Below are 13,084 nucleotides of genomic sequence, written 5' to 3' on the forward strand. Positions count from 1 at the left end.
ACTATATGCGTAGATCGTTGAGGTGATATATGAAAAAAGAAAAAGATGTGATCACACAAGTGGTATCAAAAAATCGATGGAGTAGTCCTAAAATAATAAAAAAGGATTTTCTACTCATTCCTTTATTTATCTTTTTCCAAATTTTAACGCCTATTATTATTGTTTTTGGCGTATTAGGTGTGACGGCTATGGTTACCCAACAACCACCGCCATCTTATTTATATAATGTGATGCTAAGTCTAAGTTTTGTGATTGCCCAATTTATTGTGTTAGGATTATTTTTCACATTACATAAGTTTTATATTGCGAATGTTGTACGACGACAATATCGTATTGCGATTCATCAGTATTTGAAATTTATGATCATCATCGTAATGGTTAATGTGATGTTATATTATGGTTTTAATGCATTGGCACACATATTACCGCATCCTTTTGGCTATGTAGACACACAAGCACAACGTCGTTTAGAAGGATTGTTTATTCATCCAAGTGCACTGATATTCACTTTTATTTCAGTAGTATTATTGCGCCCCTTAATTGATGAGTTACTATTTCGTCATCTATTGATTCATGAATTAGGTAAAACATTTAATCTTTTAGTAATGATGATTGTTAGTGTGTTAATAGAAACCATTGTCCAAGTATATGATTTAATTTCAATATTGGAAGCCATCCCTTACATGATTATTTCAATAGGTGCAGTGATGGTATATATGAAAAGTGGGAAAAATTTAGCAGCGTCCTATCTTTATCATAGTACTGTACAACTCATCATATTTATTATTACAATGATTGATAAGCTTGTTTAAATAGAAAGAATAGGAGAGTTATATGACTTCGGAACATAATGATACATACTACCAAACCTCAGAGCAACGACCGATAAGAAATGAATTTGATTCAAAACGTATTGTTAAACGTGATTTTTGGCTAATACCTACATATTTAGTCATGAATATAGTTTTTCCGTTGATTCTTACATTTATTGTGATGGGAATAATTTCAGGCATCACAGGTGGTCATATATCGGAAAGTAAGTTTACAAAATATTATTTAGGATATGCCCAAGTCTTTACCTTAATTGGTCAATGTCTTGTATTAGTAGTCTTTTATTTAATGCATCGCAAAACCATTATTCCTATTGCCATCTCACGATTCAAAGCTTTAAAAAAACATATTCCACTCATTATCATTGTGATGGTGGCCCTTTATGTGTTGCAAGGCGCATATGGTTATTTAATGGAATTTTTACCGAAACAATATCAGTTTGATGATACAGAAAATAACAAAATGATTATTAAAATGTTTGAAATCAATTGGCTTTGGCCTGTTTTATTTTTAGATATTGTGATTATTACACCTTTTGTAGAAGAATTATTATTTAGACATTTGTTAATTCATGAGTTAGGTAAAAAATTAACGTATGGTGTGATGTATGTCGTGTCAGTGCTCGGGTTTGCAGGATTACATATGACAAGTGCATCATCACCATTTGAAGTTGGCCCTTATTTAATTATGGCTACAGGATTTGTTGTGGCATATCACTTAAGTGGTCGAAATTTAGCGATGACGATTACCCTTCATATGATAAATAATTTTATTTCTTTTATAGCGATTATTATGAGTATCATTTGGGGTTAAGAGTAAGAGGTAGAGTCATTGAAATTCAAAAAATAGTAACATTGAATTTCATTACTTTGCCTCTTTTTTTGTTATGATAAAAAAGAATATGTCATCTCATTAAAGAGTAAAGATAAGGAGGAAACGCTTGTGTTATTAGAAGTAAAACATCTGACCTACAAAGCAGATCAACGAACGATACTCAATAATATTAATTTTAAATTAGATCAAGGTGAAACCGTTGCAGTGGTTGGTCCTTCTGGAAGCGGAAAAAGTACATTCTTAAAGCAACTTAACAATTTAATTAGTCCGACTGAAGGAGAATTATTATTTAAAGGAAAACCATATGATGAGTATCGTCCTGAAGAATTACGTTCTAAAATTAGTTACATGATGCAACAAAGTGAATTATTTGGAACGACAGTAGAAGATAATATGGCTTTCCCAGCATTAACGCATCATGATCAATTTGATGAAGATAAAGCGAATGATTTACTTAATAAAGTCGGCTTGTCAAACTATAGTCTAGATTCAAAAGTAAAACATATGTCTGGTGGAGAACGTCAACGTATTGCTATTGCACGCCAGTTAATGTATCAACCAGAAATATTACTTCTAGATGAATCAACGAGTGCACTTGATACGCAAAATAAAGAAAAAATTGAAGATATTATCTTTAAATTAGCAGATGAAGGCGTCGCTATATTATGGATTACGCATAGTAATGATCAAAGTATGAGAAATTTCCAAAGAAGGATTACTATTAAAGATGGTCAGATTACAAATGAGGAGGTGTTAAATCATAATGAGTAATACAGCGCTTTGTTTAACAGCATTATTATTATTAATTCCTATTATTATTTCATATAAAGAAGGCTTACATATTATCAAAGATTTAGTCGTCGCTTCGATTAGAGCGGTGGTTCAATTATTAATTTTAGGATTGATATTAGAATATATTTTTAAAATTGATCAAGTATGGATATTATTGATTGCAGTATTAGTCATTATTATTAACGCTTCTTGGAATACCATTAATCGTGCATCGCCTGTTATGCATCATGTGTTTTGGATTTCTTTTGTTTCTATATTTATATCAACAGCAATTCCATTAGCATGTGCAGTGCTTGCTGGTGCCATCGATTTTAAAGCAAATGATGTCATTCCTATCGGCGGTATGCTTGCAAATAATGGTTTAATTGCCATTAATTTGGCATATCAAAATTTAGATCGTGCGTTCGTTCGAGATGTAGACGATATTGAATCTAAGTTAACATTAGCAGCAACGCCAAAGCTTGCGTCTAAAGGGGCGATTCGTGAAAGTATTCGTTTAGCGATTGTTCCAACAATTGATTCTGTAAAAACATATGGATTAGTGTCTATTCCGGGTATGATGACAGGATTAATTATTGGAGGTATGGCACCATTACAAGCCATCAAATTCCAATTACTTGTTGTGTTTATTCATACTACTGCAACGATTATGTCTGCATTGATTGCAACGTATTTAAGTTATGGTCAATTCTTTAATGCACGTCATCAACTCGTAGCACGTACAACGAATATAAAAGACAATAACTAAATCTCAATGACATATTTTTTCGCACAAAAATTTAAAAAATTATTATATAATGAAACAGTTACGAATGATAAAGGTTACCATTGCGTAACTGTTTTTTTATACCAAAATATATAAAGAAAGGAGTTCTATGCATGTCTGTCATGCGAGTGGCAACCTTCATTATTAGTGTGTTTATCGTCGGTATGGTTGAGATGATGGTTGCAGGAATTATGAATTTAATGAGTGGAGATCTCGGTGTCTCTGAAGCGATTATTGGTCAGCTTGTGACTTTATATGCATTAACATTTGCTATTTGTGGCCCCATACTTGTTAAGCTTACGAATCGCTTTGCAGTACGACCGGTCTTATTATGGACACTCGTTGCATTTATCATTGGAAATGCCATGATTGCGGTGGCGCCTAACTTTACTATTTTAGTGATTGGACGTATCTTATCTTCAGCAGCCGCGTCACTCATTATCGTTAAAGTCTTAGCTTTAACAGCGATGTTAACGATACCTAAAAACAGAGGAAAAATGATTGGTGTCGTTTATACTGGATTTAGTGGGGCTAACGTATTTGGCGTCCCGATCGGTACGATGATTGGGGATGCAATAGGTTGGAGATTTACGTTCTTATTTATTATTATTGTGAGTGTGATAGCTGGTGTACTGATGATGGTATATTTACCATCAACATCAGAATTAAATCAAGTTCAACGTCAATGGGGTTCAACTTCAAATAAACAGCCAAATACATCTAAAATTTTAAGACCGGTGGAGGTAGTCAAATATTTAGCAATTACTTTTTTAATTTTAGTAGCAAATTCTGTGACATTTGTTTATATTAATCCTCTTATTTTGAATCATGGTCATCAAATGGGATTTGTATCATTGGCGTTATTAGTGAATGGGATTGCAGGAGTGATTGGTACGTCGTTAGGTGGCATATTAGCAGATAAACTTAGCAGTAAACGTTGGCTAATCATTGCCTTTTCTATTTTTATAGTTATGATGTTGATAATGAATCTTATTTTGCATACTGTTACCCTATTATTAATTGGATTGTTTATATGGAATATTGTACAGTGGAGTACCAACCCAGCAATTCAAAGTGGTATAATTGAACACGTTGAAGGTGATACGAGTCAAGTGATGAGTTGGAATATGTCGAGTCTGAATGCGGGAATAGGATTTGGGGGCATTATTGGAGGACTCGTTGTTTCAAATATCTCTGTTCAAGCAGTCACGATTGTGAGCGCGATGGTTGGAGCTATGGGTCTTATTATTGTCATAAGTTTAAAAAATATGTCTTATATAAAAAATTAAGTAGGAAGTGGAACAGAATTCATTTTGAATTCATTGTTCCGCTTCTTTTTATTTATATATATAACAATAAGGTGTTTGAGGAGAATAAGATGGCCACGGCATAGTGTGGTATGTCGCAAAATAGATTAAATCATCTATCATGTGTTTACTGAGATAACGTTCATGTTCTAATGAGTTCACACCATGCGCTTTTAAAATCTCTAATTTTCCAAACCAAAACACTAAATCTAAAATATGATAAGCAGATTGAAACGGTGATGCATTAGAAAGGCACCAGTCAAAACGTAATTTCCAACAATGGGGATTGTTGTCAAGTTGATTTAAAAATGAAATTGCAGGTGTTTCAAAATAATGCGTTGTCACCATACGGGCTTGGTCTTTACCAGTTTGAGCTTGAGAAATGTGAAGGTGTATATCATTTAATGTCATAACTTCCACAAAGCGCTCAGGTGATAATTTTCTAGATTCATTGCGAATATAAATATTGCCTTCCTCTTTCGTAGTACCTATAACAACCGGTTTAGTAAATTGAGAAAGGGGACGAGACATGTTTGACTCTTGAATAGGTGCATAAATCAATTCAAGACCTTTTGATTTTCCGCGTGATGCTTCATCATAAGCCATTAATGATAATATCTCTAAAGTTGTTAAATGAGTCATTCTTTTTTTAGGAAAATAGGTATCTTTCAGATAGGCAAAATGGGCTGCTTTCTTTTGTCCTAATAAATGAGAATCAAGACGTAGCGTTCCACTTAATAACATCACTTGATGATAGTATTTATCTAATTCTGGTCGTTGCATTAATGCCATAATACTCATACTACCAGCAGACTGTCCCATTAATGTTATATTGTTTGAATCTCCACCGAAATATTTAATAAACGTATGTACCCATTTGAGTGCATTAATTTGATCAGACAAACCATTGTTTTTATTATAATCGCTATTGAAGTAAGACCAGTCTAAAAACCCTAAAGCACCTAAACGATAATTAAACGTAATTACAATGACATCATATCGAGCAACAATATGTTCAGGTGTATAAAGTTCTTGAGAACCATGTCCGTTCACAAAGCCACCACCATAAAAATAGATAATGACAGGCTTATTGTTATATTGATTGTTTTGACACCAAATATTTAAATATAAGCAGTCTTCACTTTGATTAAATAATTGAGCATGTGATGAGAAGAAGGTTTCGAGTTTGTTGTAGGGTTGTGGTGGTATAGATTTAAACGATGTTGCCTCAATGGTCTTATCCCAAGTTTTTAAGCATTTCGAGTGTTTAAATCGATGTTCATTAATAGGTTTATCAGCATAAGGAATCCCGAGAAAGTAATTAATTTTCTTTTTAGTATAGCCTTTAATATCTCCGCCATGTGTTTTAATTAAAGTCAATAGTATCATCTCCATACTTATCTTATGTCTAATATAACATTAAAAAAAACGTCTGAAACAAGTTGAGACAATTCTCTAACTTGTTTCAGACGTTTGAATGATTATTCGTTACCTTTAGCAGCTGCTTCAGCTTCTTCTGGTGAGCCGTCTTTCATTTTTTTATTGATTTTCTTAGCACGTTTGAAGTAAATACTATTGAAGTGACTTGAAGAACCAATTTTATAAAAAATGAGTGACAACACAATAATAGCAATAAAGTCATATGGGTAGTGAATCCAGTTCATACCTTTAAATTCCTTACTACCTACAAATGACATAGCAGCTAATAAAATAAGATAGACAATAATCCATAAGCTACCGCCAATTTGTTTTTTAGTATTTTTCCAATTCATTTTATATTCATAGAAGAAGTAAATTGGTAAACCTAAAATAATAATTAAAATAACTTCTGCTGTAGTAGGCCACATTGCCCAATAAATGGCCAGTGATGCTAATACGAATGATAAAGGTGCCATGATTTTTAATAATTTACCACGGAAGGGACGATGCAATTTAGGTCCCATTTTACGTAACGAAATAACTGTAGTAGGGCCTGTAAGATAGGCTACTAATGTTGCAGTCGAAATAACAGCTGCAAGTACGCCCCAATCACGGAATAACGTTACCATGATCATACTCATGACAGCATTAAATGCAATCGCAACACGTGGAATATTATATTTTGAATTAATTTTTCCTAAGAATTTAGGAATATGACCATTTTTCTCCATAGCGCTTAATACACGACCAGTAATGGCTACAAATGATACGCCAGTACCAAATGGAGATACTACGGCTTCAATATAAAGTAAAATGGCTAACCAATTAATACTTAATAAAATTGCCATGTCTGCAAATGGTGAATTAAAGTTAATACCGTGCCAACCATGTGAATGAATCATTGATTGTGGCATTGAAGTGATAAATGTACTTTGTAAGATAATATATAAAATTGCACTTAATATTAGTGAAATGCCGATACCACGTGCAATGTTTTTCTCAGGATTTTTAATTTCTGAGCCCATATTAATGATCGTTTGGAATGCATTAAATGAGAAGATAATACCTGATGTTGTTGTTGCTGCAAAGATAGGAGCACTACCATATGGCATAAATGTATTCAAGGAATGACCATAGTTTCCTGAATCAAACCCTGAGATCGTTAACATAATAATTGTTAGGAGTGGCACCCCTAATTTAAATACAGAAATTAAACTTGTAAATGAGGTTAATAATTTTACAGACCAATAATTTAATAATGAAAAGACAATGATGATAATGTAAACAACAAATAAACCAACTGTACTTATTGAACCATTATGCATCAATGCCTGAGTTGGCTTAGCCCAGTCCCAAGGCCAAGAGCTGATATATTGGACTGCAGATACTGCTTCAATTGGAATAATCGTTACGAGTGAGACCCAATTTGCCCATGCAGCAATGAAGCCAAGTAATGAACCATGTGTATATTGAGCATAGTTACTCATGCCACCAGATTGTGGAAACATTGTTCCTATTTCAATATAGTTATAAGAAATCGTTCCAATAACTATGAAGCCTATGACCCATGAGATAATGGCTGCTGGTCCAGCAACTGAAGATGCTTCCCAAGCTCCAAAGAGCCAACCAGAACCAATTAACGAACCTAAACCGAGTAACACGAGTTGCGTCAAGCTAATTTTATTATCGTTTTTATTCTTTCCCATAAATACTCCTTTTAATTTATTTTATTTTTTATAAAAAAAACACGATATAATTATACGCTTATCATTTAATTAGTCAAACTAAATATTTAAGAGATTTCAAAATATTATTAAAAGGAGTTTATTAAATTTTTTCTATAATATAATGATGATAATGTTATGAAAAAGTATGTAGTGAAACCGATGTAGAAAGGGAATAAATGATAAATAAAAATAGAGATGATAGGCATAGAATCGTATGATTTGAAATAATACAAAAAACCCTGTAAAGAAGTTTTCTTTACAGGGTTAAAACATTTAATTAATATTTTTGGTCACCATTTAATTTAACTAGGATTTTAGCTTGTGATTTATCATTAACTAATTGATTGAATCCTGATTCAACGATGTCAGCTAATTCAATTTTATCTGTGACAACGCTCTTAACATCTAAGCTGCCATTTGCGATTAAATCAATTGTTTGTTGGAATGTTGTTGGTGTATAAGCAATAGTAGACGTTAATTTAACACCAGAGTTTGTCAATAACATTGGATCAAAGTTAACTTCGTGTGCAAAGATTGAAACAATGACAACACTACCTCTTGGGCGTGTTACTTTTACAGATTGTGCTAATGTTACGCCAACACCAGCTACTTCAAAGGTTACATCTACACCGTTTTCAGTATGTTCGTTTACGAATTCTAATGGGTCAGTATTACCAGAGTTTACAACGTGAGTTGCGCCCACTTCTTTAGCTTTAGCTAAACGTTCTTCTGATAAATCAAATACAAAGATTTTACTAGCACCAGCTGCTTTAGCTGCAACGACTGTTAATAAACCAATTGGACCTGCACCAAAGATAGCCACTGTATCACCAAATAATAAGTTACCTTCTTTAACAGCTTGCACTGCTACTGCTGTTGGTTCAACTAATGCACCTTCTTGAGCAGACACATTTTCAGGTAAGTGATACACATTGTCTTCAGGTGCATTAGTAAATTCAGCGAAACCACCATCTGAACCCAATCCGATGAATGTATACCCATCATATAAATCTAAATTTTCTTCTTTTTCACGTGCAGAAACAGTTGGGTTTACAACGACACGGTCACCTTTTTTATATTTTGTAACGTCTTTCCCCACTTCTTCAACGATACCTGAGAATTCATGTCCTAAAGTTACAGGTGCTTTTTGACCTAAGAATGGATCAGGTTTGTCAGTGGAAATAAATACTGGACCTTCTAAATATTCGTGTAAGTCAGTACCACAAATACCAGCCCAAGATACTTTAACTTTTACTTCGTTATCTTTTAATTCTTTTGGTTCACGATCTTCAACGCGAACATCTTTTTGACCATACCATACTGCTGCTTTCATGATATATAACATCCCTTTCATAATAAAAAACACTTTGTAATTATAGATTAATACGAGGAACTCAGAAATTCAAATATATATAAATGAATTGTTAAACACTTTAGAAAAATTTGACAATTTTTCGAACTTTAATTGTAGACAATATAAAAAAGTTGGAATGTACTATTTACAAAGAATAGTTGTATATAAGTAATGTTAAATTTAAAAACTTAAAAAAATAATTAGGTAAAAAAATTAATTATTACATATAAATAATGTTTCAAAAAATTATAAAGGGTATATAAGTATAGGTGGTGGAATTTTAACGATTTCTATTAAAATGCAATTTTTTAAAACTTTATTACGCAATGGCCATATGGTTCTTGATTGAGACAATCAAAAATAGAATACTTTGGCTTTTTTGTATTTAAAATTTTCCATCATTAATACGATAGAAGGGGACATCCTATGACGCTTAGTATAAAGAACCTTACTAAAATTTATTCTGGAAATAAGAAAGCAGTCGATAATATTTCTTTAAATATTGAAGCTGGAGAATTTGTTGCATTTATTGGAACAAGTGGTAGTGGTAAAACAACAGCATTAAGAATGATTAATCGCATGATTGAACCTACAGAGGGTTCAATTGAAATGAATGGTAAAGATGTACGTAACATGAATCCAGTAGAATTACGTCGTAGTATTGGATACGTGATTCAACAAATTGGATTAATGCCACATATGACTATCAGAGAAAATATTGTGCTCGTTCCAAAACTTTTAAAATGGTCTAAAGAAAAGAAAGATGCTAAAGCAAAAGAGTTGATTAAATTAGTCGATTTACCTGAGGATTACTTAGATCGTTATCCGTCTGAACTGTCGGGTGGACAACAACAACGTATTGGTGTAGTTAGAGCGCTTGCAGCAGAACAAGACATTATTTTGATGGACGAACCGTTCGGTGCATTAGATCCTATAACTAGAGATACGTTACAAGATTTAGTTAAAGATTTACAAAAAAAGTTAGGAAAAACGTTTATTTTTGTAACTCATGATATGGATGAAGCGATTAAGCTAGCAGACAAAATTTGTATTATGTCGAAAGGCCAGATCGTTCAATATGATACACCGGACAATGTTTTAAGATATCCAGCAAATGATTTTGTTAGAGAATTTATTGGACAAAATAGACTGATTCAAGATCGACCAAACATGAGAACGGTTGAAGATGCAATGATCAAACCAATTACTATTCAAGCTGACGATTCTCTTAATGATGCAGTCAATATTATGAGAACCCATCGTATAGACACTATTTTTGTAGTGAATAATAAACATCGTCTTTTAGGGTTTTTAGATATTGAAGATATAAATCAAGGATTACGTCAAGGTAAAGAATTAATTGATACGATGCAGCGTGATGTTTATAAAGTACATATCGATTCAAAACTACAAGATTCAGTGCGAACTATTTTAAAGCGTAATGTACGTAATGTGCCTGTAGTAGATGATCATGATACATTAATTGGACTGATTACACGAGCAAACTTAGTAGATATTGTGTATGACTCCATTTGGGGTGAAGAGAATGAAACGAGTCACTCTTCTAAAACCTATTCAAATGAAGTTGAGCGAGAGAATGAACGTCAAAATGAAACACAACAACGTTTAACAACACAAGGTACACAACGTTATCATGAAGATATTATGAACGGAACAGATAGAGAACATACCCATAATACGGATGATACGGGAGTGGATCGTTAATGAGAGACTTTTTTGCACAATACGGAGAAGAACTCGTATCGAAAACGATAGAACATTTCTATATTTCTATTATTTCGTTACTTATTGCTATTGTCGTAGCTGTACCACTTGGTATTTTATTATCAAAAACAAAACGTACGGCGAATGTTGTATTGACTATTGCAGGTGTACTTCAAACGGTACCAACACTTGCCATTTTAGCGCTTATGATTCCAATTTTTGGTGTAGGTAAGACACCAGCAAGTGTAGCTTTATTTATCTATGTATTATTACCTATCTTAAATAATACAGTATTAGGAGTTCAAAATATTGATAAAAACATTATTGAAGCTGGAACAAGTATGGGGATGACAAAACTTCAATTAATGAAAGATGTGGAATTACCCCTTGCCTTACCATTAATTATTAGTGGTATACGTCTTGCAAGTGTATATGTCATTAGCTGGGCTACACTTGCGAGTTATATTGGTGCAGGTGGTTTAGGTGATTTAGTATTTAATGGCTTAACTCTCTATGAACCACCAATGATTATTAGTGCTACAATTTTAGTGACTTGCTTGGCACTGATTGTGGATTTCTTATTATCTTTAGTTGAAAAATGGGCTGTACCTAAAGGTCTTAAAGTATCTAGATAGTTTAAAAGGGAGGAATGAACAGCTATGAAAAATATTAAATATATATTTATCGTTCTTACATTGTCTCTCGTAGTATTATCTGGATGCGGCTTACCCGGTTTAGGTGACAGTAATTCGAAAGACAGTGTGAAAATTACAGCGACTGAAAGTAGTGAAACCAAAATAGTAGCAAATATTGAGAAATTAATGATTGAACATTATACAAATGGAGATATCAAACCAATCATTATTGGAAATTTAGGTTCAAGTATTGTTCAACATAATGCACTTATGCGTGGAGATGCTAATATGTCAGCGGTGCGTTTTACAGGAACAGAGTTAACCAGTGTACTCGATGCACCCCCAACTAGAGATGCGAATAAAGCCATGGATGAGTCACAGCGATTATTTAAAAAGAAATATGATCAAAAATATTATCATTCACTTGGCTTTGAAAACACGTATGCGTTTATGGTAACAAAAGAAACTGCTGATAAATATCACTTAGAAAAAGTATCAGACTTAGAAAAATATAAAGATCAGTTACGCTTGGGTATGGATACTCAATGGATGAATCGTGCCGGAGATGGATACCCAGCTTTCCAAAAAGAGTATGGCTTTAAGTTCAAAAGTGCACGTCCAATGCAAATTGGTTTAGTGTATGATGCACTTAAAAACAAAAAATTAGATATTGCCGTTGGTTACTCCACAGACGGACGTATTGCGGCATATAATTTGAAAATCTTAAAAGATGACCGTAACTTTTTCCCTCCATATGATGGCAGTCCATTAGCCACAGAAGAATTAATTAAAGACCATCCAGAGATTGATAAAGCTTTAACAAAATTAGAAAATACAATAAGTACAAAAGAAATGCAAAAACTGAATTATGAAGCAGATGGAAAAGGAAAAGAACCAGCCGTCATTGCAGAAGAATTTATTAAAAAACATAACTATTTTGAAGATAAGAAAGGTGGTCAATAACAGTGAAAGGGAATGTGTTAAGTTCGCTTTATGAATATTACACTTTGAATTTTGGCTATCTGATGGAACTCTTTTTTAAACATTTATTGATGTCTATATATGGAGTATTGTTTGCATGTATTATTGGCATTCCAATTGGTATTTTAATTGCACGTTATTCAAAAATAGCATGGCCAGTGATTACTATTGCTAATATTATTCAAACCGTGCCAGCTATTGCAATGCTTGCCATACTTATGTTGGCGTTAGGACTCGGTCCATCAACAGTTGTATTTGCAGTATTTTTATATGCCTTGCTACCGATCATAAAAAACACCTACACAGGTATTACAGAAGTTGACTACAATATTAAAGACGCAGGTAAAGGTATGGGAATGACCAATAACCAAGTTATGCGTATGATTGAGCTTCCACTATCGCTATCTGTAATCATCGGTGGTATTCGTATTGCACTTGTTGTAGCAATAGGAATTGTTGCTATTGGTTCATTTATTGGTGCACCGACGCTAGGAGACATTATTATTCGTGGAACGAATTCTACTGATGGTACAGTCTTTATTCTTGCAGGTGCGATTCCAATTGCATTAATTGCGATTTTAATTGATATTGGTCTACGTTTATTAGAGAAAAAATTAGATCCCACACATCGTTCTAGTAAACAAGTACAAAGTTTAAGATAAATTAAAAGCGTTGCTTAGACGATGACTAAGTTGTTACTTAGTTCGTCAGTA

At 33.2% G+C, this 13,084-nt stretch carries 12 protein-coding genes; 9 read left to right on the plus strand and 3 right to left on the minus strand.

Annotation, left to right across the window (positions count from 1 at the left end):
• Positions 1-29 precede the first annotated feature (29 nt).
• The 5 genes from lnsB (at position 30) to NSU06_RS02145 (ending at position 4,512) form a co-directional block, all read left to right on the plus strand.
• Positions 30-812: a CPBP family lipoprotein N-acylation protein LnsB gene (gene lnsB / locus NSU06_RS02125; protein WP_340779232.1), complete on the plus strand. Its 783-nt coding sequence runs from the start codon at positions 30-32 to the stop codon at positions 810-812.
• 22 nt (positions 813-834) lie between these two features.
• Positions 835-1,644, plus strand: a complete 810-nt coding sequence (locus tag NSU06_RS02130; protein ID WP_017175004.1) for a CPBP family intramembrane glutamic endopeptidase — start codon at positions 835-837, stop codon at positions 1,642-1,644.
• A 129-nt stretch (positions 1,645-1,773) separates the two neighbouring features.
• Positions 1,774-2,436, plus strand: a complete 663-nt coding sequence (locus NSU06_RS02135; RefSeq protein WP_311052221.1) for an ABC transporter ATP-binding protein — start codon at positions 1,774-1,776, stop codon at positions 2,434-2,436.
• Entirely contained in the window at positions 2,429-3,205 is a 777-nt protein-coding gene (locus NSU06_RS02140) for an ABC transporter permease (protein ID WP_019835004.1), read from the plus strand. The genes NSU06_RS02135 and NSU06_RS02140 overlap by 8 nt, the downstream gene beginning before the upstream one ends.
• Positions 3,206-3,336: 131 nt before the next feature.
• Positions 3,337-4,512 (plus strand): MFS transporter, encoded by a 1,176-nt coding sequence (locus tag NSU06_RS02145; RefSeq protein ID WP_049379306.1) that lies wholly within the window; start codon positions 3,337-3,339, stop codon positions 4,510-4,512.
• A 48-nt stretch (positions 4,513-4,560) separates the two neighbouring features.
• Here the strand turns inward: NSU06_RS02145 and NSU06_RS02150 are convergent, their stop codons facing one another.
• From NSU06_RS02150 to NSU06_RS02160, 3 genes are all read right to left on the minus strand, one after another.
• A complete protein-coding gene (locus NSU06_RS02150) occupies positions 4,561-5,910 on the minus strand; it encodes a carboxylesterase family protein (RefSeq protein WP_340779239.1) in 1,350 nt (449 codons plus the stop codon).
• A gap of 101 nt (positions 5,911-6,011) precedes the next feature.
• On the minus strand, positions 6,012-7,655 hold the full coding sequence (locus NSU06_RS02155; protein WP_049379308.1) for an APC family permease: 1,644 nt from the start codon (positions 7,653-7,655) through the stop codon (positions 6,012-6,014).
• Between the two features lie 298 nt (positions 7,656-7,953).
• Positions 7,954-9,009 carry a 2,3-butanediol dehydrogenase gene (locus tag NSU06_RS02160; RefSeq protein WP_029376761.1) on the minus strand — a complete coding sequence of 352 codons (1,056 nt, stop codon included), beginning with the start codon at positions 9,007-9,009 and terminating at the stop codon, positions 7,954-7,956.
• Between the two features lie 447 nt (positions 9,010-9,456).
• Here NSU06_RS02160 and NSU06_RS02165 point away from each other — a divergent pair, with 447 nt between their 5' ends.
• The 4 genes from NSU06_RS02165 to NSU06_RS02180 are packed head-to-tail and all read left to right on the plus strand — an operon-like array spanning position 9,457 to position 13,033.
• Complete coding sequence (locus tag NSU06_RS02165; protein ID WP_017174997.1) at positions 9,457-10,755, plus strand: betaine/proline/choline family ABC transporter ATP-binding protein; 1,299 nt, start codon at positions 9,457-9,459, stop codon at positions 10,753-10,755.
• The gene (locus NSU06_RS02170; RefSeq protein WP_340779241.1) at positions 10,755-11,390 is read left to right on the plus strand and encodes an ABC transporter permease; all 636 of its coding nucleotides are present in this window, start codon (positions 10,755-10,757) and stop codon (positions 11,388-11,390) included. The genes NSU06_RS02165 and NSU06_RS02170 overlap by 1 nt, the downstream gene beginning before the upstream one ends.
• 24 nt (positions 11,391-11,414) lie before the next feature.
• A complete protein-coding gene (locus tag NSU06_RS02175; RefSeq protein WP_048762189.1) occupies positions 11,415-12,353 on the plus strand; it encodes an osmoprotectant ABC transporter substrate-binding protein in 939 nt (312 codons plus the stop codon).
• Positions 12,354-12,355: 2 nt separating this feature from the next.
• On the plus strand, positions 12,356-13,033 hold the full coding sequence (locus NSU06_RS02180; protein WP_002448417.1) for an ABC transporter permease: 678 nt from the start codon (positions 12,356-12,358) through the stop codon (positions 13,031-13,033).
• Positions 13,034-13,084 lie beyond the last annotated feature (51 nt).

It is taken from the genome of Staphylococcus sp. FSL W8-1270, assembly GCF_038007165.1.
Lineage (GTDB): Bacteria > Bacillota > Bacilli > Staphylococcales > Staphylococcaceae > Staphylococcus > Staphylococcus hominis.

What these genes read in the sequence shown, in the direction of transcription:
- lnsB (WP_340779232.1), top strand. Translation starts at nt 30, where the DNA reads ATGAAAAAAGAAAAAGATGTGATCACACAAGTGGTATCAAAAAATCGA.
- NSU06_RS02175 (WP_048762189.1), top strand. Translation starts at nt 11,415, where the DNA reads ATGAAAAATATTAAATATATATTTATCGTTCTTACATTGTCTCTCGTA.
- NSU06_RS02155 (WP_049379308.1), bottom strand. Translation starts at nt 7,655, where the DNA reads ATGGGAAAGAATAAAAACGATAATAAAATTAGCTTGACGCAACTCGTG.
- NSU06_RS02160 (WP_029376761.1), bottom strand. Translation starts at nt 9,009, where the DNA reads ATGAAAGCAGCAGTATGGTATGGTCAAAAAGATGTTCGCGTTGAAGAT.
- NSU06_RS02145 (WP_049379306.1), top strand. Translation starts at nt 3,337, where the DNA reads ATGTCTGTCATGCGAGTGGCAACCTTCATTATTAGTGTGTTTATCGTC.
- NSU06_RS02165 (WP_017174997.1), top strand. Translation starts at nt 9,457, where the DNA reads ATGACGCTTAGTATAAAGAACCTTACTAAAATTTATTCTGGAAATAAG.
- NSU06_RS02130 (WP_017175004.1), top strand. Translation starts at nt 835, where the DNA reads ATGACTTCGGAACATAATGATACATACTACCAAACCTCAGAGCAACGA.
- NSU06_RS02140 (WP_019835004.1), top strand. Translation starts at nt 2,429, where the DNA reads ATGAGTAATACAGCGCTTTGTTTAACAGCATTATTATTATTAATTCCT.
- NSU06_RS02170 (WP_340779241.1), top strand. Translation starts at nt 10,755, where the DNA reads ATGAGAGACTTTTTTGCACAATACGGAGAAGAACTCGTATCGAAAACG.